This is a genomic window from Marimonas arenosa, assembly GCF_030848945.1.
Taxonomy (GTDB): domain Bacteria; phylum Pseudomonadota; class Alphaproteobacteria; order Rhodobacterales; family Rhodobacteraceae; genus Marimonas; species Marimonas arenosa.
Genome location: NZ_JANHAX010000003.1, coordinates 176,774 through 200,882 on the forward strand (window position 1 = coordinate 176,774; position 24,109 = coordinate 200,882).

Annotated in this window: 23 protein-coding genes; 9 read left to right on the forward strand and 14 right to left on the reverse strand. The window is 62.7% G+C overall.

The features are described from left to right. Positions 1-72: 72 nt before the first annotated feature. From NO357_RS10985 to NO357_RS11000, 4 genes are all read right to left on the reverse strand, one after another. On the reverse strand, positions 73-786 hold the full coding sequence (locus tag NO357_RS10985; RefSeq protein WP_306735718.1) for a hypothetical protein: 714 nt from the start codon (positions 784-786) through the stop codon (positions 73-75). A 7-nt stretch (positions 787-793) separates the two neighbouring features. After that, the gene (locus NO357_RS10990; protein WP_306735719.1) at positions 794-3,667 is read right to left on the reverse strand and encodes a DNA translocase FtsK; all 2,874 of its coding nucleotides are present in this window, start codon (positions 3,665-3,667) and stop codon (positions 794-796) included. 13 nt (positions 3,668-3,680) lie between these two features. After that, on the reverse strand, positions 3,681-4,859 hold the full coding sequence (locus tag NO357_RS10995) for an aminotransferase class I/II-fold pyridoxal phosphate-dependent enzyme (RefSeq protein ID WP_306736179.1): 1,179 nt from the start codon (positions 4,857-4,859) through the stop codon (positions 3,681-3,683). A 126-nt stretch (positions 4,860-4,985) separates the two neighbouring features. Continuing rightward, complete coding sequence (locus tag NO357_RS11000; protein ID WP_306735720.1) at positions 4,986-6,323, reverse strand: amidase; 1,338 nt, start codon at positions 6,321-6,323, stop codon at positions 4,986-4,988. 88 nt (positions 6,324-6,411) lie between these two features. On the opposite strand from NO357_RS11000, the gene NO357_RS11005 reads away from it, so the two are divergent. Beyond that, a complete protein-coding gene (locus NO357_RS11005) occupies positions 6,412-7,659 on the forward strand; it encodes a UbiH/UbiF/VisC/COQ6 family ubiquinone biosynthesis hydroxylase (protein WP_376744371.1) in 1,248 nt (415 codons plus the stop codon). Positions 7,660-7,682: 23 nt separating this feature from the next. Here the strand turns inward: NO357_RS11005 and NO357_RS11010 are convergent, their stop codons facing one another. From NO357_RS11010 to NO357_RS11030, 5 genes are all read right to left on the reverse strand, one after another. Continuing rightward, positions 7,683-7,868, reverse strand: a complete 186-nt coding sequence (locus tag NO357_RS11010) for a Trm112 family protein (RefSeq protein WP_306735721.1) — start codon at positions 7,866-7,868, stop codon at positions 7,683-7,685. Further along, a complete protein-coding gene (locus NO357_RS11015) occupies positions 7,865-8,509 on the reverse strand; it encodes an LON peptidase substrate-binding domain-containing protein (RefSeq protein ID WP_306735722.1) in 645 nt (214 codons plus the stop codon). Before NO357_RS11015 ends, NO357_RS11010 begins: the two co-directional genes overlap by 4 nt. A 27-nt stretch (positions 8,510-8,536) precedes the next feature. Then, a complete protein-coding gene (gene trxA, locus NO357_RS11020; RefSeq protein WP_306735723.1) occupies positions 8,537-9,445 on the reverse strand; it encodes a thioredoxin in 909 nt (302 codons plus the stop codon). Positions 9,446-9,550: 105 nt separating this feature from the next. Further along, positions 9,551-10,207, reverse strand: coding sequence for a DUF924 family protein (locus NO357_RS11025; protein WP_306735724.1), 657 nt, complete (start codon positions 10,205-10,207; stop codon positions 9,551-9,553). A 51-nt stretch (positions 10,208-10,258) separates the two neighbouring features. After that, a complete protein-coding gene (locus NO357_RS11030) occupies positions 10,259-11,047 on the reverse strand; it encodes an exodeoxyribonuclease III (protein ID WP_306735725.1) in 789 nt (262 codons plus the stop codon). A 323-nt stretch (positions 11,048-11,370) separates the two neighbouring features. Here NO357_RS11030 and NO357_RS11035 point away from each other — a divergent pair, with 323 nt between their 5' ends. Then, positions 11,371-12,306, forward strand: coding sequence for a LytTR family DNA-binding domain-containing protein (locus NO357_RS11035; RefSeq protein ID WP_306735726.1), 936 nt, complete (start codon positions 11,371-11,373; stop codon positions 12,304-12,306). Positions 12,307-12,648: 342 nt separating this feature from the next. Here NO357_RS11035 and NO357_RS11040 read toward each other — a convergent pair whose 3' ends face one another. After that, positions 12,649-13,335, reverse strand: a complete 687-nt coding sequence (locus tag NO357_RS11040) for a response regulator transcription factor (protein ID WP_306736181.1) — start codon at positions 13,333-13,335, stop codon at positions 12,649-12,651. Between the two features lie 141 nt (positions 13,336-13,476). Here NO357_RS11040 and ribA point away from each other — a divergent pair, with 141 nt between their 5' ends. From ribA to NO357_RS11055, 3 genes are read left to right on the forward strand one after another with little or no spacing between them, the layout of a single operon-like run. Continuing rightward, on the forward strand, positions 13,477-14,571 hold the full coding sequence (gene ribA / locus NO357_RS11045) for a GTP cyclohydrolase II (RefSeq protein WP_306735727.1): 1,095 nt from the start codon (positions 13,477-13,479) through the stop codon (positions 14,569-14,571). 45 nt (positions 14,572-14,616) lie between these two features. Continuing rightward, positions 14,617-14,904, forward strand: a complete 288-nt coding sequence (locus tag NO357_RS11050) for a DUF1330 domain-containing protein (RefSeq protein WP_306735728.1) — start codon at positions 14,617-14,619, stop codon at positions 14,902-14,904. Between the two features lie 4 nt (positions 14,905-14,908). Then, the gene (locus tag NO357_RS11055) at positions 14,909-15,424 is read left to right on the forward strand and encodes a L,D-transpeptidase family protein (RefSeq protein ID WP_306735729.1); all 516 of its coding nucleotides are present in this window, start codon (positions 14,909-14,911) and stop codon (positions 15,422-15,424) included. A gap of 15 nt (positions 15,425-15,439) precedes the next feature. Here NO357_RS11055 and NO357_RS11060 read toward each other — a convergent pair whose 3' ends face one another. The 3 genes from NO357_RS11060 to NO357_RS11070 all read right to left on the reverse strand — a co-directional run bounded on the left by NO357_RS11060 (position 15,440) and on the right by NO357_RS11070 (position 17,693). Next, positions 15,440-15,835 carry a hypothetical protein gene (locus NO357_RS11060; protein WP_306735730.1) on the reverse strand — a complete coding sequence of 132 codons (396 nt, stop codon included), beginning with the start codon at positions 15,833-15,835 and terminating at the stop codon, positions 15,440-15,442. Positions 15,836-15,916: 81 nt separating this feature from the next. Beyond that, positions 15,917-16,576, reverse strand: coding sequence for a YggS family pyridoxal phosphate-dependent enzyme (locus NO357_RS11065; protein ID WP_306735731.1), 660 nt, complete (start codon positions 16,574-16,576; stop codon positions 15,917-15,919). Positions 16,577-16,685: 109 nt separating this feature from the next. After that, on the reverse strand, positions 16,686-17,693 hold the full coding sequence (locus NO357_RS11070) for a porin (protein ID WP_306735732.1): 1,008 nt from the start codon (positions 17,691-17,693) through the stop codon (positions 16,686-16,688). Positions 17,694-18,024: 331 nt separating this feature from the next. Here NO357_RS11070 and NO357_RS11075 point away from each other — a divergent pair, with 331 nt between their 5' ends. Continuing rightward, positions 18,025-18,549 (forward strand): DUF3576 domain-containing protein, encoded by a 525-nt coding sequence (locus NO357_RS11075; RefSeq protein ID WP_306735733.1) that lies wholly within the window; start codon positions 18,025-18,027, stop codon positions 18,547-18,549. Between the two features lie 75 nt (positions 18,550-18,624). Here NO357_RS11075 and NO357_RS11080 read toward each other — a convergent pair whose 3' ends face one another. Next, the gene (locus NO357_RS11080; protein ID WP_306735734.1) at positions 18,625-19,893 is read right to left on the reverse strand and encodes a glycosyltransferase; all 1,269 of its coding nucleotides are present in this window, start codon (positions 19,891-19,893) and stop codon (positions 18,625-18,627) included. A 151-nt stretch (positions 19,894-20,044) separates the two neighbouring features. Here NO357_RS11080 and leuS point away from each other — a divergent pair, with 151 nt between their 5' ends. Genes leuS through holA form a run of 3 tightly spaced genes read left to right on the forward strand, consistent with a single transcriptional unit; the run spans position 20,045 to position 24,097 of the window. Continuing rightward, a complete protein-coding gene (gene leuS / locus NO357_RS11085; protein ID WP_306735735.1) occupies positions 20,045-22,588 on the forward strand; it encodes a leucine--tRNA ligase in 2,544 nt (847 codons plus the stop codon). After that, on the forward strand, positions 22,575-23,072 hold the full coding sequence (lptE, locus tag NO357_RS11090; RefSeq protein ID WP_306735736.1) for an LPS assembly lipoprotein LptE: 498 nt from the start codon (positions 22,575-22,577) through the stop codon (positions 23,070-23,072). The genes leuS and lptE overlap by 14 nt, the downstream gene beginning before the upstream one ends. Then, complete coding sequence (holA, locus tag NO357_RS11095) at positions 23,069-24,097, forward strand: DNA polymerase III subunit delta (protein ID WP_306735737.1); 1,029 nt, start codon at positions 23,069-23,071, stop codon at positions 24,095-24,097. The genes lptE and holA overlap by 4 nt, the downstream gene beginning before the upstream one ends. Positions 24,098-24,109: the final 12 nt, after the last annotated feature.

Here is a 24,109-nt window from a genome sequence, read left to right on the forward strand (position 1 = left end):
AGCCGGTGTTTTTTGGTGGCCGCTGTTCCCGCCCTTACGTGTGGGTCTTGCGATGTCGTGGTGTCCCGTAGATCAAAGAATGAGTTCAGGCGTTTCGTGCAGCGGGGTTGGGGGAGTGCCGGTTAGTGGGGATATCAGGATTAGGCACTCGGGTGCGCGACCTAGCCCCAGACCATATGCGCAAATGCGGTAGTCTCCGGGCGGTATCGGCAAAGTCAGCCTCTTGGAACCGCCACCTTCGACCAGTACGCCGTTGTTGCCGAGTTTCAAAACCCCTTCGGGGGTGGCTTCGCGCAGGCGGCGGAATTCGGAGGCCTGTGGTTCGCAAGGGCCGGATCTGTGGACACGCAAGCGCACCCGAACCGCCCCGTCGCCGCCGAGGGCGACAACGAAGAAACCGTGTTCGTTCATTGTCGCATGGGCACGGTTGGCCTCGAAGAGCATGTCGCGGGACAGGGACGGGTCGGCAATGATAAGGGCGCCTGCTTCGACATCAATACGTATGGATTTTTCGACCGAGATCTCGGGTTCGGACAGGCCCAAGACTTCGCGACGGCGGTTCATGAGCCGTGCGCGGGACATATGGTACCGCTGGGGATAGGTGTGGACATCGGCGCCGATGGCAAGGGCCTCGATGGCAAGGGTTATGTCTTCGGGCGTGGACAGGGCGTCAGCCTTTTCGAGGGTCATCGCCAGATGGCCGAGGCTTCTCCCGAGCTTTCGACGTTCGCGCGAGGAGGCCACATGGCAGGCCTCAAGATTGCGACGAAGCGTTTGGACGTCCATCTGGATCTTACTGCTCCGGGATCAGGATCTCGCGTTTGCCGACGTGGTTGGCGGGGCTGACAAGCTGTTCATCCTCCATCTGCTCGACCAGCCGGGCGGCCTTGTTGTAGCCGATGCCGAGCTTGCGCTGGATGTAGGAGGTCGAGCATTTGCGGTCCTTGATCACGATGGCGACAGCCTGATCGTAGAGCGCGTCTTCGCCATTCGTGTTGCCGCCGGTGTTGAGGCCGAGCACCGCATCGATATTGTCGGCCTTTTCGTCGTCCGGCCCTTCGACCACGCCACCGATATACTCTGGCGGACCATAGGCCTTGAGGTGGTTGACGATTTCCTCAACCTCTTCATCCGACACGAAGGGCCCGTGGCAGCGGGTGATCTTGGCGCCGCCGGCCATGTAGAGCATGTCGCCCATGCCGAGGAGCTGTTCGGCGCCCATTTCGCCAAGGATCGTGCGGCTGTCGATCTTCGAGGTCACCTGGAAGGAAATCCGGGTCGGGAAGTTGGCCTTGATCGTGCCGGTGATCACGTCCACGGAGGGGCGCTGGGTGGCCATGATCAGGTGGATGCCCGAGGCACGGGCCATCTGGGCGAGGCGCTGGATGCAGGCCTCGATTTCCTTGCCCGCCACCATCATTAGGTCGGCCATCTCGTCGACGATGACGACGATATAGGGCATTTTCTCGGGGACGATTTCCTCGGTCTCGAAAACGGGTTCGCCGGTTTCGTCGTCGAAACCGGTTTGGACGGTACGTGAAAAGGTCTCGTTCTTTGCCAGCGCATCGGCGACGCGGGAGTTGTAGCCGTCGATGTTTCGGACGCCCATTTTCGACATCTTGCGATAGCGTTCCTCCATCTCGCCGACGACCCATTTCAGGGCCACAACCGCCTTTTTAGGGTCTGTTACGACCGGCGAGAGCAGATGAGGGATGCCGTCGTAGACGGAAAGTTCCAGCATCTTGGGATCGATCATGATCAGCCGGCATTCTTCGGGCGTGAGCTTGTAAAGCAGGCTGAGGATCATGGTGTTGATTGCCACCGATTTGCCCGAGCCGGTAGTCCCGGCGATGAGCAGGTGGGGCATCTTGGCAAGGTTGGCGACGATCGGGTCACCGCCTATGTCTTTGCCCAGCGCCAGCGGCAGCTTGTGGTTACCGTCGCCGTAGTCACGCGAGCCCAGGATTTCGCGGAAGCTCACCATCTCGCGGTTGTCGTTGGGGAGTTCGATCCCGATCACGCTGCGCCCCGGCACGGTCGAGACACGGGCCGAGAGGGCCGACATGGACCGTGCGATATCGTCGGCCAGGCCAATCACACGGGATGCCTTGAGGCCGGGCGCGGGTTCGAGCTCGTACATGGTGACGACGGGGCCGGGGCGGACCGAGACGATCTCGCCCTTGACGCCGTAGTCGTCAAGCACGGCTTCCAGCATCCGGGCGTTTTCTTCCAGCGCCTCGTCAGAGAGGTGGTGGCGCTCGATATTGACTGGATTGGTCAGGAGCGACAACCGCGGCAGTTCATAGGCCGGTCTGGTGTCGTCGAATTGCAGCGACGGTTGTGCTTCGGCCCGTGCGCGGGTCGACGGCTGGATCGGTTTGCGCGCCTGCGGCTGCACCACCTTTTTTGGCTGGGCCGTGGGGATCGCTGCTTGTACCTGATTCGCCGCAGGTTCGAGCGGCAGCGGAGCCGTCTCGGGGGCGGCGGTCTCCGGGGTCTGAGGCTGCGGCATAAATGCCTGCGGCTGCGCGCCGGCGGTAAGCGGCGGTTCGGGCGGCAGATCATAGCCGGCGTGAGGATTGAGGATCAGGGGATCCGGACCGCGGCCGCGACCCTTGGTCAGCGGCGCCACGGATTCGACCTGCACGGCGGGGTTTTGCCGTACCCGCGACTTGATCACGTCGGCGATGCGGGCACGGATACGCTCATCGGTCGGCGCTTCGGGCTCGGTGTCGTAATACGGGGCCGTTTCGATCAGTTCGGGCTCGGGCGCGACCATTGGCGTCTCGGAACGGCGGATCAGGCTGGTCGCTCGGGATAGAAGGCCGGACCGGGCGGGCGTATCGGCCATATCCGGGGCGGTATCATTGTCATTCACCGGCGCAGCCGGGAGTTCAGCGGCCGAATGGGCCTCCTGCATGGCGGCCCATTCGGCCGCTTCGGCGACCTCTTGCGCGCGCCGTTCGCGCCGTTCGGCGTTCTTTACCTGAAGTTTCTGGGCCGTGGCGATGGCCCCCTTGGCGGTGCGCCCGAGCAGCTGCATCAGCGTGGCATAAAGAAGGATCACGCCGACAGTGAGGAAGCGGACGAACTGCTTGAGTTCGCGCCAGGTGAAGCCAAGAACGAAGGCGCCGAAGGCGACCACACCGAGGCCAAGGAGGATCGACAGGATCTTGAGGCCAGTCGTGGCGGTGATCGGCAGGATGTTCAGTATCGAGCCGAGCGCGGTCTTACCGAACAGCCCGCCAAGACCGAAGGAATGAGTCCATTCCGGGCCGGGCAAGAGGGTGGCGGCATAGGTCGACAGAAGTGCAAGCCAGATCGGGGCGAAGATCAGGCGGGACACGGCACGGTCATTGCCGCGGTGAAGGGCAAAACGCAGGCCCCAGCCAAGGGCAACGATGGCAATGCCCCAGCTGCCCCAGCCGACGATCATGAACAGCGGCGCGGCGATCGAGGCACCGAACCGGCCCAGCCAGTTCTGCACCGGCGCGTCGGTCGCTGACATCCACCAGGGATCGGCGGGCGAATAGGACCAGATCATTACGGCCGCGGCGAGCCCGGTGAGAATGAGCGCGATGCCGATCAGTTCCTTGCCGCGTTTCTCGATGGCTTCCGCCATGTTACTGTCAAAAAGCGGATCGCGGCCGCGTGCCTGATATGCCATTTTTCCCTCGTCCTTACGCATAGATGCAGTCGCGGAGCCGGATCAGCCCTTGCTGCATTTCTTCTTTGGGGGCGACCATTGCCACCCTGATATATCCTTGCCCGGGGTTCTGCCCGTTCACCTCGCGGGCGAGGTAGGCGCCTGGCAGGACCCGGACCCCAGTATCCTTCCAGGACTTCAGCGCCGCCGTCTCTCCGTCCTCGACCGGAAGCCAGAGAAAGAAGCCGGCTTCGGGGCCCTGATAGGCCTGAACAGAGCCGAATACCGCATCGGCTGCGGCATATTTCTCCTGATAGAGGCGGCGGTTTTCGATGACATGATCTTCGTCGCGCCACACCTTTTCCGCCGCCACCTGCAAGGGCAGCGGCAGCGGTGCACCGGCATAGGTGCGCAGCTGCTTGATGCGAGCAATGCTGTCGGGACCGCCGGCCACGAAGCCCGAGCGCAGGCCGGGGAGATTCGAGCGTTTCGACAGCGAATGGAAGACCACGACACGTTCTGGGTCGGCACCCATTTCGCGGGCGACATCCAGCGCACCAGCGGGCGGGTCGTTGCGGTAGATCTCCGAATAACATTCGTCCGAGAAGATCTTGAAGTCGAACTGTTCGGCCAGGCCGATCAGGTCGCGCAGATAATCGCGCGAGGCGACGGCGCCCTGCGGGTTCGACGGTGAACAGACATAGGCCGCCGCAGTGCGGTTCAGCAGGTCGGTGGGAAGGCCGGAATAATCCGGCAGGTAACCGGTGGCGCGGGTGGCGGGCACCATCACCGGCCGGGCGCCGACCGAGATCGCGCCGACCATGTAGACCTGGTAGAACGGGTTCGGGATCAGCACCAGCGGCTGCTCGCCGCAAACCGTCTCCGGCACCAGCGCCATGCAGGCGTTGTAAAGCCCCTCGCGTGTCCCGTTGAGGGCCATGACCTGCCTGTCCGGGTCGAGCGGTACGCCAAACCGCATCTGCACCCAGTCGGCAATCGCCGTGCGCAGGCCTTCGGATCCTTCGTTTGGAGGGTATTTGCCGAATCCGGCGGCGTTTTCGGAGATCACTTGCGTCACCCAGGCCGGGAAGGCGTGTTTGGGCTCGCCAATGGTCATATGCACCACCTCGCCGCCCGGCTGGTGATGGTCGAGAAGCGCGCGCAGGCGCGGGAATGCGTATTCCGGTAGGTTCGAAAACCGCTCGGGGAACATGCTCATACTGCCTCAAGATCGGGGTCGTTGACGCCCCGTTTGAGGCAAAACTACCCAAGCCCCAGTGCTTCGTCCAGAAAAAGAGACGCGATTCGCGAGGGTTGTGGCAATTTGGACGCGCGGGTGTCAGGTGGTTGCGAGTGCCGGCTCGCAGGCCGCGGCGACGCGCAGGAGCGCCTCTTCACCGAAGGGTTTTCCCATCAGGATGACGCCGCAGGAGGGATGCCCCGCAACCGGCAAGGTGATGGCTGAAAGGCCCAGCACGTTACCGATGCGGGTGTTGCGCAGGGTAAGCAGGTTTTCCGAGACATAATAGTCGTGGTCGCTGATCAGTCGGTCGAGCCTGGGCGGCAGGTTCGGGGCCGAGGGGATGACGACGGCATCGTAACCGGCGACGCGGGCGGTCCAGCTCTCGCGGCAGGCATCGAGCCGGTGCCAGGCGCGCACGAAATCCGGGCCGGAATGCTGGGCCCCGGCGCGGAACCGTTCGAGGATTTCGTGGAACATCTTGTCGGGGGCGGCCTCGATCACCTCTTGCCAGGTACCGTAGGCCTCGGACGTGAAGGCCACCGGGGATTGCGCCAGCGCCGTGGCGACCTCGGGGGCGTCGAAGGGTTCCAGCGTGACGCCTACGTCGGCGAGGCGCGCGAGGGCGTCCCTATAGGCGGCTTCGGGGGCATCGCGCAGGTCGCCGGGCGCGACCGTTTGCAAAACGCCGATGCGCAGGCCCTTGGCCTGCACGCCATTGAGATCGACGGCACGCGAACCCTCCAGCGCGGCGAGCATCAGTGCCGCATCCTCGACCGTGCGGCAGAGTGGGCCCACCGTGTCGAACCGGGCACAGAGTGGCACAACGCCCTTGAGCGAAAGCCGGCCGGTGGTGGTCTTGAGGCCGACGAGATCGTTCCAAGCGCTGGGAATGCGTACCGAGCCACCGGTATCCGAACCGATGCCGCAGGGCGCGAGCCCGAAGGCGACCGAGGCCGCGGCGCCGGAGGACGACCCGCCAGGCACGGCGTCCGCATCGTTGACGCAGGGTGGTGTTTCGGTCACCGGGTTGTAGCCCAGCCCGGAAAACGCCAGTTCCGACATATGGGTCTTGCCGAGGCAGACGGTACCGGCAAGGGTGGCGTTCTTCAGCACCGGCGCGTCGTCCTCCGGGACTCGGCCTTCGAGCAGGGCCGAGCCCGCTTCGGTGGCGATGCCGGCGGTGTCGAACAGGTCTTTCCAGCTGACCGGCACGCCGTCGAGAAGCCCGCGCCTGTAGCCGGAACGGGCCCGTTTCGAGGCGGCTTCGGCTTCGGTCAGCGCGCGGTCCTCGGTCAGGCGGACATAGATTCGGTCCTTGAGCGCATGCGCATTGATGGCGTCGAGATAGGTTTCGGTCAGCTCGAGCGGGTCGATCTCTCCCGCGCCGATACCGCGGCCCAGATCGCCCATGTTCATCCACAGCCAGTCCTTCATGGCGCCCGCCCTTTCATCTTGCCGCAAATACTCCCGCCGGAGGCTCCCACCCCGGCCGCTTGCGCCCACGCTAGCGGCGATGTGCGGCATGGACAATCCCGTCACGATCGCCTTTATGAGGCTCATGACATTCGACAGCGATATCCTGATCGTCGGCGGGGGGCTGAATGGCCCGGCGCTGGCTCTGCCGCTGGCGCAGAAGGGGTTCAGTGTCACGGTAATCGACGCGCTGTCCGAGACGGTACGGAAGAACGCGGCTTTCGACGGCCGGGCTTATGCGTTGGCGCTGGCCTCGAAACGCCTGCTCGAGCGGATCGGCATCTGGGCGCGGGTTGCAGAGCACAGCCAGCCGATGCTGGAGATCAAGGCCAGCGACGGGCGCGCGGGCCAAGGGCCGGCGCCGTTCTTTCTCCATTTCGATGCCGCCGAGATCGAGGAAGGGCCGATGGGCTTCATGCTCGAGGACAGGTTCCTGCGGCGGGCCTTCCTGGAGGCGATGGCGGGCGAGCCCCGGATTGCCCAGGTGGAGGACCGGGTCGAGGCGCAGGAGGTGGATGCGAGCGGGGTGACGCTGACGCTGGCGTCGGGGAAAACCCTGCGCGGGCGGCTTCTTGTGGGGTGCGACGGGCGGCAGTCCGGCACCGCATCACGGGCCGGGATCAAGCGGACAGGCTGGGATTACGGTCAGACCGCGCTGGTCTGCGCCATTGAACACGAGCGGCCGCATCACGGCATTGCGCATCAATTCTTCATGCCGCACGGGCCGCTGGCGATTCTGCCCTTGCCGGGGAACGTCAGCTCGATCGTCTGGTCGGAGACACATGACGTCGCGGCCGAGATCAACGCGCTCAGCGATGCCGACTACCTCGAAGTGCTGCGGCCGCGCTTCGGCGATTTTCTGGGCGAGATCCGTCTGAAGGGCAAGCGGTTTACCTATCCGCTGAACCTGACCATCGCGCATGCGTTCGTGGCCGATCGTCTGGCGCTGATTGGCGATGCCGCCCACGGGATGCATCCCATCGCCGGCCAGGGGCTGAATGCCGGGCTGCGCGATGTCGGCGCGCTGGTGGATGTTCTGGACCACGCCGTGAGGCGGGGAGAGGATTTTGCCAGCGCCTCGGTTTTGGCGCGCTACCAGGAATGGCGCCGGTTCGACACGCAGACGCTGGCGATGGCGACGGACCTGACCAATAAGATGTTTTCAAACGATAATCCCCTGCTGCGGTTGGCGCGGGATTTCGGTATGGGGGTCGTGAATGCCGTGCCGGGTCTGCGCCGCGGCTTCATCCGCGAGGCGGCAGGACTGACGGGTGAATTGCCGGAACTTATGCGCTAGACACGATAGGCGGAGCGCGCACTCTAGGGATCCAGGCGGCGCGCCTCATCCACCAGCATCACCGGGATACCATCGCGGATCGGATAGGCGAGACCGGCAGACTTGCTGATCAGTTCCTGCCGGTCGGCGTCGTATTCCAGTGCCCCGTGTGACTGCGGGCAAATCAAGGCTTCGAGCATGTGGCGGTCGAAGGTCGGTTTGTCGGTCATTGGATCAGGTCCTCTCCATCGCCGCCGTGCAAGGTGAATTCGATGAGTGTCACCAGAGTTTCGCGGCGGGTGCTGAGCGACGGCGCCTCGAGAAGCGCCTGTTTGTCCTCGGGTTCGAACTCCAGCAGTATCGAAAGCGAGTTGATTAAAAGCTCGTCCTCGGCCTCTTTCAGCGTGTCCCAATCGGTGTTGAGGCCCTTGGCCGAGAAGAAGCGCGACAGCAGCGCCATGAAGCGGCTGCGGTCGAAGCTAGGATCGTGATCGACCGGGCCGCGGTCCCGCTCGAACCCGTCCCAGCTGACCCGGGCCCGGCGATAGGGGGTGAAGCCGTCGACCTCGTCGAGTACCCGAAAACGCGAGATACCGGTCAAGGTTATCATGTAACGGCCGTCCTCGGTCTCGGAAAACTGGGTAATGCGGCCGGCGCAGCCAATCGTCATCAACCCATCGCCATCGCCGCTGGGGCGGTCGTAGGGCTGGACCATTCCAATCAGACGCTCTGGCGTTTTCAGCGCATCGTCGAGCATGGAGAGATAGCGCGGCTCGAAGATGTGTAGCGGCAAACGCGAGCGCGGCAGCAGCAGCGCGCCTGTCAGGGGAAACACCGGGATGACCTCGGGGAGGTCCTGGGTCATGGTCATGGTATGATGATAGCGTGAAAGACGCGTCTACACCAAGATCATCGAGGCGAGCTTGCGGCGGCCAGCCAACGCTACGGGATCCTGCGGTGGCAGTGCCTCGAAAATCGTCAGCAGCTGAGCCTTGGCCGCGCCGTCGTTCCACTCGCGATCGCGCCGGAACAGGTCAAGCAGCTGATCGACTGCACCCTGGACATCACCATTGGCATGCAGCGCCTGGGCGAGGTCGAAGCGGGCCTGGTGGTTGTCCGGGTTCGCCTCGACCTGGGCCGCCAACTCGTCCACGGGGCCGGCATTAGCGGCGGCGCGGGCGAGGTCGAGCTGGGCGTGGGCGGCCTCGATCTCGGGTTTGGAGGCGATGGCGGCAGGCGCGCCGTTGAGGATCGCCTCGGCCTGGTCCAACTCGCCCAGCGCCATGTGCGCACGGGCCAGCCCGCCATAGGCGGCGGCGTTTTCCGGGTCTTCCTGAAGGATCGCAGCGAAGGTCTGGGCGGCGTCTGCTGCGGCGCCCTGTTCGAGCATTTCTTCGGCGGCAGCGACGGCTTCGCCAAGCCCGCCATCCCCGGCCAGCGCGGCAATTTTCTCAACGAAACGATTGACTTCCGAGGCCGGCAGAGCGCCCTGGAAACCATCGACCGGCTGGCCCTGGTGGAAGGCATAAACCGTGGGGATCGATTGGACCCGCATCTGGCCGGCGATCATCTGGTTTTCATCGACATTGACTTTGGCCATGCGGACCTTGCCGCCGGCTTTCTCGACGGCGGCTTCAAGCGCTGGGCCAAGGGTTTTGCACGGCCCGCACCAAGGGGCCCAGAAGTCGACGATAACGGGCACCTCTTGCGAAGCGTCGATCACCTCGGCCATGAAATCGGCCTCGGAGACGTCCTTGATCAGATCGCCCGCAGGGGCGGCGTTAGCGTTTTGTCCGAGTTCGAGCATAGCAAGCGTCCTTTGAATCGGTTTGCCCCTATATGATGTCATAGGCGCGGAAATAAAAGGTCATCAACGCGCGACAACCTGCCCGATGCGCCATGGCCCGGCGTGCTAGTCCTGCGCACCAATCTTGCGTTCGTGGGGAAAGACGCCTTCGGCGATATAGACCTCTTCGTCGGGCGTGGAGACGCGACCGTAGATAGCGTTGCGGTGCGGGTGCCGTCCAAAGCGGCGGATGATCTCGCGCACCCGCCGGGGTTGGTTACCCATCTCGTCATAGCGCTCGGCCACCGGCCCGGTCATAGATGCGACTTCGCGCTCGGCCAGGGCCACGACGCGGTCCATTCGCTCGAGATGCTCGGGGCCTTCGCAATGGCTCATCGCGATGAGGTAGAAGTTCTTCTCCCATGGGTGATCGAGCGCATCGTAGTGTCCGTTCTCCAACCCTTCGAGCGCCAGCCGGGTGGCCTTGATATCCTGGGCAAAGGCGCCCGGCGTGTCGCGCCAGAGCGAGCGTGGAAACTGGTCAAGCACCAGGATAAGCGCCAGCCGGCCGCGCGGCGTTTCGGCCCATGCGTCAAGCAACCCCTGTGCCCCGGCGCGTGTCAGATCGGCATGGAGATCGAGGATCGCCGCGTCCATACCGCCCTGCATGCGGCTGGTCCAGAAGGCGACGTGATCGTCGCCATCGAGCCGGATCAGGCTGTCGGGGAACCAGAAAGACAGGATGTCTTCGGGTGTGGTTTCGGAAACGTTCGCCTGTGTCATGCCTGGTTTTCCTGTGCGCAGGACTTCACTCTGACATGGGCCGCCATGCAGTCAAAGATCAAACGTCGCAAACACAGGTGCGTGGTCGGAGGGCTTTTCCCAGCCGCGCGCGCCGCGCAGAATGCGTGAACCGTGCCCTGCATTTGAAATGTCGGGCGTGGCCCAGATGTGATCCAGCCGGCGGCCCTTATCGGCAGCGTCCCAGTCGCGGGCGCGGTAGGACCACCAGGAATAAAGCTGGCCCTCGGGAATATCCTGGCGCGTGATATCGACCCATTTGCCCGCATCCTGGGTTTCGCCCAGGTGCTCCACCTCGGTCGGTGTGTGCGATACCACTTTCAAAAGCTGCTTGTGGCTCCACACGTCATCCTCGCGCGGGGCGATGTTGAGATCGCCCACCAGGATAGACTTTTCCGGCCGCTCGGCATGGAACCAGTCGCGCATCTCGGTCAGGTAATCCAGCTTCTGGCCGAATTTTTCGTTCACTTCACGGTCGGGTTTGTCGCCGCCGGCGGGGACATAGAAATTGTGAATCACCACGCCGTTTTCCAGCCGCCCGGCAACATGGCGGGCATGGCCAAGCCCGGCGAAGTCCATGTCTCCGACATCTTCGATCGGCAGGCGCGAAAGGATCGCGACGCCGTTATAACCTTTTTGCCCCCGGGCGACCATGTGGCCATACCCGAGCGCACGGAACTGCTCCACCGGTATCTTCTCGACCGGGCTCTTGCATTCCTGAAGGCACAGGATGTCGGGGCCTTCTTCTTCGAGGAGCTTGCAAACGATGGGCTCGCGAAGTCGGACCGAGTTGATGTTCCATGTGGCGAGGGTGAAAGCCATGGGTCTCTCCTGCTGTGGCACGCCGCAGGTGCGGACGGGGTCTCGGGGTCCGGGACAGGTTTGGCGGGCGGCCGCCGACCTGGCGTGTGGAAGGCATTACGCTTGCCGGTCGACGTGTCTGGATGTTTCGCGGTCCGCTTTATCGCGGGTGCCTGGTGGATGCCAGACACAAAGTCGGCCTGGGGCCCCGTTATTGAGCCCCAGGCCTCGCCGAAAACGTTTGAAAATCCACAAACGTAGAAACGATGAGCAGACGTTGTATAGCGTCACTCAACTCACTAAACTCAAACTCATTACACTGCTCGGCGGGCCGATTTTCCCGAATGGACAAGGCGGATTACAACCTGGAATGCCATGAATTGAACGTGCTTGGCACGAACGGACGGGTTTTTCGCCTTAAGGTTGCGGATATTACACAACTCTATGGATCGCGTGCTTTCATCGCCTCGCTTTTTCTTTTCGCCAGTCTGATTGCGCTGAATGACCAGTTCCTATTCGATCAAAAGGTCGCTTTGCCTTGGCGGCTGGCGTATTGGAATTCCAACGCGCTGCTGGCGGCTGCGATCTGGCTGAGTTTTTTCGCGTTGACGCTTCGCTTCGGGTGCTGGCTGAAACGCGATGTGGTGGTGCCATCGGCCATTTTGATCCTGGCCACCGTGACGGTGCTGATGTTTATCAATTATGCAGGTGGCATTTTTCTGTTCAATCGGATTGACCTTCTTGGGCGGCCGATTGTCTGGGAAATCCTGCGCTATACTCTGATTGCCCTGGTGTTTGAGACCATGTCGGCGACGTTTCTCGTGCCGCGGGTTCTTGGGCGGGCGGAAAGTGATGACACCGACGCGTCTGGACCCATAGGTGACACGGCGATGGCCGGCCAATCACGGTCGGAAACCGGTGAGGCCGGCGGTGGCTCGGCCGGAAGGGAAATTTCTCACAATGGGCGCGTGATCGATCTTCGAAGACTGCTCTACATGCGCTCTGTGGAGCATTACGTCGAATTGGTTTCGCAAGAAGGCACCGAAATGATCCGGGCCAGCCTGCGTGAGTTGGCCAATGGTTGCCCGCCGGGTGCAGGAATCCGGTCCCACCGTTCCTATTGGGTGCAGCGTGACGCCATTGTCGGCCTCAACCGGGCGGAGGGCGGCCAGTTCCTGGTTTTGCGCGATGGCACGGAGATCCCCGTGGCGCGCAATCGGCGTGGTGCAGTGGGAGATTGGCTGAACGACCACGTCGGCAAAAAAAGACCTGGGCGATAAGCCCAGGCCAAGTCCAACAGGGAGGTGCATGCGATAACCCGCACATGCAACGGGATGGTCAAACCGTATTCACAAGTTAAGGATACAACTTTGATCTGGCGCAAATAAGGCAGGTATTCCTTACTGCCTATGCAACTGTGGCAAATAAGCCATGCCGTGGGTTCCCGGTTGTCACGAAGCCAAATGCTGAATGGCTCTTGCCGGTGGTGCCTCTTTCGTCAGGGTCAGGTGAACGTAAGGGTTCGTTGACTGTCTCGGATGTTTTGCAGCGCAAGACGCCACGCGGTACAAGCGAACACCCGGGGATGAGCCCAAACCGGTTTGAAGCCGCAGAAGCGTTGTTCAAGCCATCAACCGGTAGCCGCCGGATTCGGTTACCAGAAGGCGGGCATTCGACGGCTCGGGTTCGATCTTCTGGCGCAGGCGGTAGATGTGGGTTTCGAGTGTGTGAGTGGTAACGCCGGCGTTGTAGCCCCAAACTTCGTGCAACAGCACGTCCCGCGGCACCACGCCTTCTGACGAGCGGTAAAGAAACTTCAGGATGTTGGTTTCCTTTTCCGTCAGCCGGATCTTTCTGTCGTCTTCGGTGATTAGCATCTTCATTGCAGGCTTGAATGTGTACGGTCCAAGCTGGAACACGGCGTCTTCGGATTGTTCGTGCTGACGGAGTTGAGCCCGGATGCGGGCCAGCAGCACGGGGAACTTGAACGGCTTGGTGACATAGTCATTGGCCCCGGCATCCAGCCCGAGGATGGTGTCGGCATCACTGTCGTGGCCGGTGAGCATGAGGATCGGCGACTTGACGCCTTGCTTGCGCATGATCCGGCAAAGCTCGCGCCCGTCGGTATCGGGCAGTCCCACGTCAAGGATAACAAGATCGTAGATCGCTTCCTTGGCCCGGCTCATCGCCTCGGCACCGTTACCGGCTTCGAACACGTCAAAATCCTCGGTCATAATCAGCTGTTCTGAAAGCGCTTCGCGCAGGTCTTCGTCGTCATCGACCAGAAGAATTTTCTTGAGTTGCGGCATCATCGGGCCCTCCTCGTTGCGTTTGACTTGAGATGAGCGCGATCACGCGTTCCGGCAAGATTTGCTGCAATTGTCTCACGCCGTCGTGTAAAGGGAGAGGGAATTGTTTCAACTTGGTGCGCTTTTGCCTAGATGAGGTCCATGAGTTTCACCCCGGACATAACGGAAGTGCTTGCCCGAGCCCGCGCCGATCTTCGCATGGGTGTGCCCGTCGTGCTGGCGGGAGAGGGAGACCATGCGGTGCTGATGCTGGCGGCCGAGACCTGTGATGCACAGCGACTGGCCGACCTGCGAGCCTTGGGTGGGGCACCGGTGCTGGCGATTACCGCACGGCGGGCCGAGACGCTGAAGGCGCGGGCCTATGACGATGATCTGGCGCGGGTGGCCCTGCCGGGGGATGCGACACTTGCCTGGGTGTTAGGGATTGCCGACCCGGCCGATGACCTGAAGACACCGATGAAGGGGCCGCTGGCTACCGCGCGGACCGGGGATGCGGGACTGCACCGGTTGGCGATCCGGTTGGCCAAGACGGCGCGGCTGTTACCGGCAGCGCTGGTGCTGGAGATGGCCGGGGGCAAGGACTTTGCCGCCGCGCACAACCTGACGCTGGTCCCCGCCGCGCTGGCCGGACCGGTGCTGGAGGCAACGAGCAATCTTCACCCGGTGGTGGCTGCGCGTTTGCCAATGGAGGCGGCCGAAGCCGGGCGACTGCATATCTTCCGGCCCGAGGATGGCGGCGAGGAACACTATGCCATCGAGATCGGCCGGCCGTCGCGGGACAAGCCGGTGCTGGCGCGGTTGCATTCGGCCTGTTTTACTGGTGATGTGCTGGGCTCGCTGAAATGTGATTGCGGCCCACAGCTGCACGGAGCGCTGGCTCAGATGGGCGAGGCGGGCGCTGGGGTGCTGCTCTATCTCAACCAGGAGGGACGCGGCATCGGGTTGGCCAACAAGATGCGGGCCTATTCTCTGCAGGATCAGGGGTTTGACACGGTCGAGGCCAACCATCGGTTGGGTTTCGAGGATGACGAGCGGGATTTCCGCATCGGGGCGCAGATCCTGAAAAGCATGGGGTTCTCGGAAGTGCGGCTTTTAACCAACAATCCGCGCAAGATCGCGATGATGGAAGAGCACGGGGTAAAGGTGGTCGAGCGGGTGCCTCTGAAGGTGGGCGAGACCGAGCACAATCGCGGTTATCTGGCGACTAAGGCCGAAAAATCGGGGCATTTATTGTGACGGTGATCCAAGTTAGGCTGGAAGCACCAAACAGGGAGGGATCGAATGCCCAAAGGATATATCGTTGCCAATATTCGCGTGACCGACGCGGAGACGTTCAAGGGGTTCGGGCCGCTGTCCGCCAAGGCGATTGAGAAATACAACGGCCGCGTTCTGGTGCGTAACCCGGTGTCGGAACAGCGCGAAGGCGAATCCCGTGGCGTGGCGGTCGTGGTCGAGTTCGATGACGTCGAGACCGCGCGGGCATTTTACGAGTCGCCGGAATACACCGAGGCGCGCAGGTTGCGCGACACCTGCTCGTCGACCGACCTGATCATCGTCGAAGGTGTCTGACACGGTGCCAGCCACGCCGAAGGACCTGGTGCTGAGCCGCCGTGGCGTGCGGTTTGCAGGGCGCTGGTTCGCCTGCACCGTGGGCAGGGGCGGCGTTCGACGGGACAAGCAGGAAGGTGACGGAGCGACGCCGGTGGGCGTGCATCGAATCGTCGCAATGCTTTACCGTCCCGAGAGGCTTCCACCGCCGACTGTCTGGGCGAGGCCGATCCGGCCTGGTGATTTGTGGTCGGATGCGAGCGGGCGGGCTGGTTATAACCATCTCGTGCGGGTGCCATATCCGCATAGCCACGAAAAAATGCGTCGGCCCGATCCGCTTTACGACATCGTGCTGGTGACCGACTGGAACTGGCCGGTGGCGACACCGGGGAAGGGCTCGGCCATTTTCCTGCATCAATGGCGACGGCCCGGTTTTCCGACCCAGGGTTGCGTGGCGTTTTCCCGCGATGATCTGCGATGGATCGCCGAACGGCTGCAGCCCGGCGCGCGGTTGATCGTGCCGGAAAGCATGGCGGGGTGAGCCCCGCCATACGACTTATTCAGGGTAGTTCCGACGGGCCCTGGCAGTGGCCAGCGTCTTGCTGCCGGCTTTTGCGGTTGCCGTCCATTCATAGGTGTGTACGCCCGACGGCGGGCAGGGGCTTTTGTATTTGAAGACGCCTGCCGGAATCTTGCCGGAGCCGGACATCTGCACCTTCACCGTGCCGCCGCCGTGGTTGTAGGTCGGCACGTTGAGATCCTTGAGCTTGAAGGTGATGCGGTTGGTTCCCGCCGGCACCCCGCGTAGCACGAATTCCGGATTCGCAACGGTGTTCGGACGGCCGGACGTACAGAGCGGAATGTTGCCCCACTTGAAGCTGAGCGTCATCTCGGCCGCCGCCGAGGTGGCGGCCATCGCTGCGGCTGCGAGGCCAATGGCAAACGTTTTCATCGGAAATCTCCCCCTTTTTGAATGCATGTAAGTCAAATGTTGGGGTGTTTTTAACGTCAGGCAAGGGGTGGCGGCTGCGGCTTATCCGCCCGAACTGACCCGTTCGCCGAAAATCGCCGATCCGACCCGCACATGGGTCGCACCCAACGCGATGGCGCGTTCGAAATCGCTGCTCATGCCCATCGACAGGCCGGAGAGCCCGTTGCGCTCCGCGATCTTGGCCAGAAGGGCGAAATGCAGGCTGGGTTCTTCCTCGACCGGAGGAATGCACATCAGTCCCTCGAGGCGCAGATCCATCGCGTTGCAGTCGGCGATGAAGGCGTCGGCCTCGGCTGGCAGAATGCCGGCCTTCTGCGGCTCTTCGCCGGTGTTGACCTGGATGAACAGGTCCGGGCAGCGGCCCTCTTCCTGGGCGATGCGGGCAATCGTTTTGGCCAGCTTGGGACGGTCGACCGAGTGGATCGCCTCGAACAGACCGAAGGCCTGGCGGGTCTTGTTGGTCTGCAGCGGACCGATGAGGTGGACCTGAACGTCCGGATACTGTTCGCGGAAAGAAGGCCATTTGCCGGCGGCTTCCTGCACCCGGTTTTCACCGAACAGGCGGTGGCCCTGGTCAAGCACGGCGCGCACCCGGTCGTCGGGCTGCACCTTGGAGACGGCGATCAGTTGAACCGAGCCGGGGGTGCGGCCAGCGGCGGCTTCGGCCTTGGCAATGCGGTCTTTGATTTCAGAGAGCGACATGGAACCTCTCGCGCATGGTGTTCGGGGCCAGAGAGAACATCATGTCGGGCAAAAAGAAAAGGGCAGGTCCGAAGACCTGCCCTTCCTTTGGATCGTTCGACTTCTGAGATCAGAAGTTGAAGCGGATGCCGAGGTCCATCGTGGTGATGTCGAGGACGGTATCGTCTTTTGCGAAACCGGCTTCGAGCGATGCACCGCCGCCGAGGTTGTGCGACACGCCGATGCCGTAGGTTTCACCGCCGAAGACGCCTTCTTCCGACGTCACGAAGGCGTCGACGCGGGTTGCGGCGCCGACTTCGACGTTGGCGTAGAGACCCCATTTGCCGATGCCGTCGTTGTCAGCATAGGCCAGGCTCAGATCTGCCGGGCCGACTGTGCCGCCAACGGTGATGAGGGCTTTGTCTTCACAGCCCGGGCCGGTGAGCGGGGCGAAAGCGCCAGTGTACGTGTTGTTCAGCGCACAAACGAGAGCGTCCGAGTCCTGGTAGCCCAGGGCAACGGTCCAGTCGTTGAAGGTGTACGCGACGTGGGCCGCGACACGCTGCTGCACGTTGAACGGTGCCGGAACGAGGCCACTCGGCGAATCCGAGTACGAGATGTGTGCCGAGAAGTCACCAGCCGAGTACATCACTTCGACGCCGTCAGCACCAGCGCCACCGGACGAGTAGGCATCCCAGTTGAAGTTGCCTTTCGAGGTGGTGTTGGTCACCAGGTTGGAGAAGGTGTGGCCCGACAGGCCGATGCCGGCCGATTGGGTGCCCATGTAGAGGCCCGGCATGTTTTCGATGGCGCCGATGATGTTGCCGACACCCAGCTCGAAGCCACCGGCACGAGCGAAGAAGCGGGCGCCGTTGAAGCCGCCGCCGTAGCCAGCGCCGTTCACCGACGTGGCCTGGTGACGCAGGCGCGCACCAAACTCGAGGCCGTTGTCGGCTTCCATGGTCATGTCGATTTGCAGACGAATCCGGGTGTAGATGCCGGATGCGTCAAAGGCCGGGTTCAGGCCCGCGTCGATGTCGATCGCACCAAAACGGCCGTAGCCGCTGAACGACACGTCTGCTGCTGCGACGCCTGCTGAGGCGACGAGAGCGGTCGTTGCGAAGAGAATCTTTTTCATTTTGTTTCCCTCGGTTTTCCAGTCATGCGCCCAAGGCAGGGAATCCGCCATGGGTATATGGCACTCTCTCGCTCCAAACGGGGTTGCATTGCAAGCGCAGGTGCCCGGCCGTGGTTATTGGCGCCCGGGATTGGTGCAGCAATGTCACAGTTTCGCCGGGGCGCCACAGGGGTACGCGTTAAGTTGCCAAATCAGAGCGGTCATTGGGCCGTTTTTCTCGCTGTAAATGCCGGGAACGTGAGGTCTCGGGAATCGTTTGCGAGAGAAAACCTTGCCCAGCGGGCGGGCCTTGGTTAGGAGGGTAGGGAAAGAGCAGGATCGGGTGGGTCACATGCGAGCCATGAACGTGTTTAAACTTTTGGCGGCCATGCTGGTTGCGTTTTCCCTCGCCGCATGCGGCGGGACCGGATCGTTGGGTAATGTCGGTTTCGGCGGCGCACGCGATGCGGTGGATTCGGAAGACGAAGAGGTCGAACCGATAATCGAAGGTCGCGACGGCATGAGCCAGATCGGTCAGACCTCGATCTGGGATCTTTTCAAGCGCAAGGACACCGGCACCACCGTCAAGGTGAACCGCTATCTGTGGAATGCCTCGCTTGACGTGCTGAACTTTCTGCCGATCCAGTCGGTCGACCCGTTCACCGGCGTGATCGTGATGGGCTATGGCACGCCGCCGGGCGGCGGTCGGGCGTATCGCGCCACGGTCTATATCAAGGATCCGGCGCTGGATGCCCGGTCGCTTAACGTGGCGCTGGCCACGCGCGGCGGTCCGGTGGCGGCTGGCACCCAGCGCGCGGTAGAGGATGCGATCCTGGCCCGGGCGCGCGAGCTGCGCATCCAGGACAAGAAATACTGACGTGGCGTATGCCGGGCGGACGCCTGGCCTACGTTCCGATCCGCGGCGAATTGCAGGCGGTTCCTGAAACGCCTGTCAAATGCAGGGCGAACCCATCTCACGGGGCGGCATGGCCGCCAGGTCGCTGACCCATTTCAGCTGACGCGGCAAACAAATGTTCGCGAGATCGTAAAGACTTACCACATGGGCGCGGGCATTGCGGCCGAGCCGGTTGCGTGCTTCGGCATCGTCGAGCAGCAAGCAGACCTCGTCGACCAGAGCCTCGCGGTCGAAGAAATCCACCAGGCGGCCGGTTTCGCCATGGGTGATGAGTTCTTTGACGGGCGCGGTGTCCGAGGCGACGATCGCGCCTTCGACGCTCATCGTTTCGAACAGCGACCAGCTGAGCACGAACGGATAGGTCAGGTAGACATGCACCCGGCTGACCTGCAGCAGGGATACGAAACGCTCATAAGGGATGCGACCGAGGAAATGCACGCGCTCCCAGTTCGGCGTCGGGATCTGGCCGCGGACCTCGTCGATGAAAATCTGCTTCCAGGTCCGCCCCTTCGGCGCGCGGGCGCCGTATGATGTCTCGTCGCCGCCGACGATCAGCACCCGGGTCTTGGGCCGTTCTTTCAAGAGCCGTGGCAACGCCCGCATGAAGATGTGGTAACCGCGATAGGGCTCGAGGTTGCGATTGACGAAGGTGATGATTTCGTCGTCGCGGCTGAGCACGGGGCCGTTTTCGAGGGCGAAACTGACATCCGGCTTCGCCACCAGGTGATCGGTGTTGATGCCGTCGAAACAGACGGTGATGCGGTCGCGGAAGCTGTCGGGGAAGGTGTCGGCCTGGAACCGGGTCGGCGATATGCCGGCGTCGCCCATGGCGAAGCTGAGATGGTTGTTGATGTTCTTCATCCTGAGCCGCAGCGGTTCGGTCTCGGCGATATCGGGCTGGAACTCGGGATCGAAGCCGGTATGGGGGAACCCCGTCTGATGGTAGAGTTCGCAATAGAGCCCGATCCGGGCCTCGGGCCAGACGTCCTTGAGAAAGAGTGACTCGCCCCAACCGGGATGGGCGAGAATTACGTCCGGGGTGAAGCCTGACTCGCGCAACTGGCAGGCGGCGTGGAAGCAGGATTCGGCACGGGTGACCTTGGTGTCGAGATCGACCAGCCAGGGATGCACCGCCTGACCGGACGAGCGCGCGATCTTGTAGGGTACGACGCGCACGCCGTTCCAAGTCACCGGTTTTTCGACCCGCAAGGTCAGTGCCACGGCCTGGTGGCCCTGGGCGGCGAGCGCGGGCGCGAGATGTTTGAACTGGCCGGGGAAATTCTGATGGATGAACAAGATCTTCATATATCACTCGTGCCTGAAATCGCCCCCGTGCCCGTTATAACGCGAGATTTGCGCTTGCACAGGGCCCAGTCGCCGCATTGAGCACTGGACCATCGGCCGTGCGCGGCCTATCACCCCCTGCAACATCCGATTTGCGAGACAGGTTGAAAAGATGAGCCGCTATTCCGCTGCCGAGATCGAAGCCAAATGGCAGGAAGCCTGGGACAAGGCCGGGATTTTCCGCGCAACCCGCGAGGGCGACAAGCCGAAATACTATGTACTCGAAATGTTTCCCTATCCATCGGGGCGCATCCACATGGGGCACGTGCGCAACTACACGATGGGCGACGTGATTGCGCGCTACAAGCTCGCCAACGGCTACAACGTTCTGCATCCGATGGGCTGGGATGCTTTCGGGATGCCGGCAGAGAACGCGGCGATGGCGAGCGGCGGCCACCCCAAGGACTGGACCTATGGCAACATCGCCGACATGCGCGGCCAGATGAAGCCGCTGGGCCTCAGCATCGACTGGAGCCGCGAGTTCGCCACCTGCGACCCGGAATACTACGGCCAGCAGCAGGCGTTGTTCCTGGATTTCCTCGAAAAGGGCCTGGTCTATCGCAAGAACGCGGTGGTCAACTGGGATCCGGTCGACATGACCGTGCTGGCCAACGAACAGGTGATCGACGGCAAGGGCTGGCGCTCTGGTGCCGAGGTCCAACGGCGCGAGTTGACACAGTGGTTCTTCAAGATCAGCGATTTCAGCGAGGAACTGCTGGACGCGCTGGACACGCTGGAGAACTGGCCGGCCAAGGTGCGGCTGATGCAGGAGAACTGGATCGGCAAGAGCCGTGGTCTGCAGTTTTCCTTTGACCGCACGGACGGTGGCGAAATCGAGGTATATACGACCCGGCCCGACACGCTTTTGGGCGCCTCGTTCATCGGTATTTCGCCGGATCACCCGCTGGCGAAAGAGCTGGAGGCGAAAGACGCCGGCGTAGCAAATGCTGTCGCCGACATGCGCAGGGGCGGCACCACGGAAGAGGCCATCGAAAAGGCCGAGAAGCTGGGCTACGACACTGGGCTCACTGTAAAGCATCCGCTGGATCCGACTTGGGAGTTGCCGGTCTGGATCGCTAACTTCATCCTCATGGATTATGGCACCGGAGCAATCTTCGGCTGCCCGGCTCACGACCAGCGTGACCTGGATTTCTGTCGCAAGTACGACCTGCCGGTAATCGACACGTTCTTTGCCCTCGACGATCCGAAGGCGGTGGAGAACGAGGCCTTTGTGCCATCGAAGACGGAAAAGGTGAAATGGGTCGATCATTTTGCCGGGATCGACGTGGCCACGGGGCAAGAGGCGATCGACGCCACTATCGACTATGCCGAGAAACATGGCTGGGGCTCCGGCGTGACCAAGTATCGCCTGCGCGACTGGGGCCTGTCACGCCAGCGCTACTGGGGGTGTCCGATCCCGGTGGTACATTGCGACGCCTGTGGTGTGGTGCCGGAGAAAAAAGAAAACCTGCCGGTTCAGTTGCCCGACGACGTCAGTTTCGATGTCCCGGGCAACCCGCTGGACCGCCATCCCACCTGGCGGGCTTGTGACTGCCCGTCATGCGGCAAGCCGGCCCGGCGTGAAACGGACACGATGGACACCTTTGTCGATTCGTCGTGGTATTTCGCGCGGTTCACCGCACCCCGGGCGGAGACACCGACCAATTTGGAGGACGCCGCCTACTGGATGAACGTCGATCAGTATATCGGCGGTATCGAACACGCGATCCTTCACTTGCTCTATTCGCGGTTTTTCGCGCGAGCGATGCATATCTGCGGCCACCTGCCGGAGAAATCGAAGGAACCCTTCGATGCGCTGTTCACCCAAGGGATGGTGACGCATGCGATCTACAAAACGTCCGGCGCCGACGGCCGGCCTGTCTATCACTACCCCGAAGAGGTGGACCTGCGGGATGGTAGGGGCTTTTTGAAGGACGGCACCGAGGTCGAGATCGTGCCGTCGGCCAAGATGTCGAAATCGAAGAACAACGTGGTTGACCCACTCAACATCATCTCGAGTTTCGGCGCCGATACTGCCCGCTGGTTCGTGCTGAGCGACTCACCGCCCGAGCGCGACGTGGAGTGGACCGCCGCCGGGGCTGAAGCCGCGTATAAACACCTGAGCCGGGTGTACCGGATCGCGGCCGAGCTGGCTGATTCCGAGACGCCAGTTCAGCCAGGCGACGAGGCGTTGCTGCGCGAGATGCACAAATGCATCCATGACGTCACCATGGGGGTCGAATCTTTCGGTTTCAACGCTGCCATCGCCAAGCTTTATGCCTTTACCAATACCGTACAGAAGGCTGAGGCCGGGGCGGAGGCCAAGCGGCGGTCGGTCAAGGCGCTGGCCCAGCTGATGAGCCCGATGACGCCGCACCTTTCGGAAGCCGTCTGGGAGATGCTGGGCGGCGACGGCCTTGTTGCCACGGCGCCGTGGCCCAAAGCGGACGCCTCCATGCTAGTCGATGACACCGTGACTCTGCCGATTCAGATCAACGGCAAGCGCAAGGCGGAAATCAGCGTGCCCAAGGACATGGACAAGGCCGAGGTTGAAAAAGCCGCGCTGGCGACGGATGCTGTTCAGAGGGCACTGAATGGCGGTACCCCGAAGAAAGTGATCGTTGTGCCGGGGCGGATCGTGAATGTGGTTGTCTGACAGACGGGCTTTCCTGGGCGGTCTGATGGCTGTCTTCGGGCTGGTGGGCTGTGGCTTCACGCCGCTCCATGCGCCGGGGGAAGCGGCCAGCCGCCTGCAGGGGCGGATTGTCGTCGATGCGCCGGTGGACCGTAACGGCTACCTGCTGGTGCGACGTATGGAAGAGAGACTGGGCCGGAGCGACGCGCCGGCCTATGGCCTGTCCCTGGCGATCGACGTCAAAGAGGAGCGCATGGCGATCTCCGCCGACAACATCACCACCCGGTTCAACGTGATCGGCCGGGCGACCTACGCCCTGCGCGATCTGGAGGACGGCAAGGTGCTGATGAGCGGCACAGCCGACAGTTTCACCGGCTATTCTGCCACCGGCTCGACCGTGGCAACCCAGGCAGCCGAACGCGATGCCTATGCCCGGCTGATGACGATTCTGGCCGACCAGATTGTCTCGCGGCTGACGGCGCAGGCCGATGCGCTGCCGTCATGAAACTATCGACCCGTGATGCCGCGGGCTATTTCAGAAAGCCCGATCCCGAGCGTTCAGGACTTCTGATCTATGGTTCGGACACGATGCGGGTGGCGCTAAGGCGTCAGGAGGTCATCGCGGCCTTGATCGGCCCAAAGGGCGATGAAGAAATGCGTTTGGCGCGGATCCCGGCGGGCGAGTTGCGCAAGGATCCGGCAATGCTCTTGGATGCGGTCAAGGCGCAGAGCTTTTTCCCGGGGCCCCGGGTGGCTTTTGTCGAAGATGCGAGCGACGCGCTGGCCGGCACGATCACCGCAGCGCTTGAGGACTGGGCGCCAGGCGATGCGCAGGTGATCGTGACGGCCGGCCAGCTCAAGGCCGGTTCGAAGCTGCGCAAATTGTTCGAGGGGCATCGGAACGCCTATGCTGTGGGGATCTATGACGACCCGCCGACCCGCGCCGAGATCGAGGATGAGCTGAAAAAGGCTGGATTAGAGACTGTTTCATCCGAAGCCATGACTGATCTGGTTGGCCTCAGCCGCGAGCTTGGGCCAGGCGATCTGCGGCAGGTGATCGAGAAGCTGGGGCTGTACAAGCTGGGGGATGCAAACCCGGTGAGTTCCGAAGATGTCGTTGCGGTGGCGCCGACCTCGACCGAGGCGGCGCTGGACGATGTGCTGAATATCGTGGCCGAGGGTAGATCGGGTGAGATCCGGCCGGTGATGCGACGGCTGGAATCGCAGGGCGTGCAGCCGGTCAGCCTGTGCATCGGCGCGATGCGGCATTTCCGGGCGCTATACACCGCGGCCAGCGACCCAGGCGGCGCGGCGCAGGGGATCGCACGAATGCGTCCGCCGATCTTCGGCCCCCGTCGCGACCGGATGCTGCGGCAGGCGCAGGGCTGGGGCGCCCGCAAACTGGAAAAGGCCCTTGAAATGCTGACCGACACCGATCTGCAGTTGCGGTCGGCTGGGCAAAGGGCACCCGCCATGGCGTTGGTCGAGCGAACCCTGGTGCGGCTGGCGATGCTGGAGCGGGCGCGGTGAGGGTCCGGCTGA

Coding starts and splice junctions, on each gene's coding strand:
- NO357_RS10985 (WP_306735718.1), bottom strand. CDS start 786: ATGGACGTCCAAACGCTTCGTCGCAATCTTGAGGCCTGCCATGTGGCC.
- NO357_RS10990 (WP_306735719.1), bottom strand. CDS start 3,667: ATGGCATATCAGGCACGCGGCCGCGATCCGCTTTTTGACAGTAACATG.
- NO357_RS10995 (WP_306736179.1), bottom strand. CDS start 4,859: ATGTTCCCCGAGCGGTTTTCGAACCTACCGGAATACGCATTCCCGCGC.
- NO357_RS11000 (WP_306735720.1), bottom strand. CDS start 6,323: ATGAAGGACTGGCTGTGGATGAACATGGGCGATCTGGGCCGCGGTATC.
- NO357_RS11005 (WP_376744371.1), top strand. CDS start 6,412: ATGGACAATCCCGTCACGATCGCCTTTATGAGGCTCATGACATTCGAC.
- NO357_RS11010 (WP_306735721.1), bottom strand. CDS start 7,868: ATGACCGACAAACCGACCTTCGACCGCCACATGCTCGAAGCCTTGATT.
- NO357_RS11015 (WP_306735722.1), bottom strand. CDS start 8,509: ATGACCATGACCCAGGACCTCCCCGAGGTCATCCCGGTGTTTCCCCTG.
- trxA (WP_306735723.1), bottom strand. CDS start 9,445: ATGCTCGAACTCGGACAAAACGCTAACGCCGCCCCTGCGGGCGATCTG.
- NO357_RS11025 (WP_306735724.1), bottom strand. CDS start 10,207: ATGACACAGGCGAACGTTTCCGAAACCACACCCGAAGACATCCTGTCT.
- NO357_RS11030 (WP_306735725.1), bottom strand. CDS start 11,047: ATGGCTTTCACCCTCGCCACATGGAACATCAACTCGGTCCGACTTCGC.
- NO357_RS11035 (WP_306735726.1), top strand. CDS start 11,371: ATGGACAAGGCGGATTACAACCTGGAATGCCATGAATTGAACGTGCTT.
- NO357_RS11040 (WP_306736181.1), bottom strand. CDS start 13,335: ATGCCGCAACTCAAGAAAATTCTTCTGGTCGATGACGACGAAGACCTG.
- ribA (WP_306735727.1), top strand. CDS start 13,477: ATGAGTTTCACCCCGGACATAACGGAAGTGCTTGCCCGAGCCCGCGCC.
- NO357_RS11050 (WP_306735728.1), top strand. CDS start 14,617: ATGCCCAAAGGATATATCGTTGCCAATATTCGCGTGACCGACGCGGAG.
- NO357_RS11060 (WP_306735730.1), bottom strand. CDS start 15,835: ATGAAAACGTTTGCCATTGGCCTCGCAGCCGCAGCGATGGCCGCCACC.
- NO357_RS11065 (WP_306735731.1), bottom strand. CDS start 16,576: ATGTCGCTCTCTGAAATCAAAGACCGCATTGCCAAGGCCGAAGCCGCC.
- NO357_RS11070 (WP_306735732.1), bottom strand. CDS start 17,693: ATGAAAAAGATTCTCTTCGCAACGACCGCTCTCGTCGCCTCAGCAGGC.
- NO357_RS11075 (WP_306735733.1), top strand. CDS start 18,025: ATGCGAGCCATGAACGTGTTTAAACTTTTGGCGGCCATGCTGGTTGCG.
- NO357_RS11080 (WP_306735734.1), bottom strand. CDS start 19,893: ATGAAGATCTTGTTCATCCATCAGAATTTCCCCGGCCAGTTCAAACAT.
- leuS (WP_306735735.1), top strand. CDS start 20,045: ATGAGCCGCTATTCCGCTGCCGAGATCGAAGCCAAATGGCAGGAAGCC.
- lptE (WP_306735736.1), top strand. CDS start 22,575: ATGTGGTTGTCTGACAGACGGGCTTTCCTGGGCGGTCTGATGGCTGTC.
- holA (WP_306735737.1), top strand. CDS start 23,069: ATGAAACTATCGACCCGTGATGCCGCGGGCTATTTCAGAAAGCCCGAT.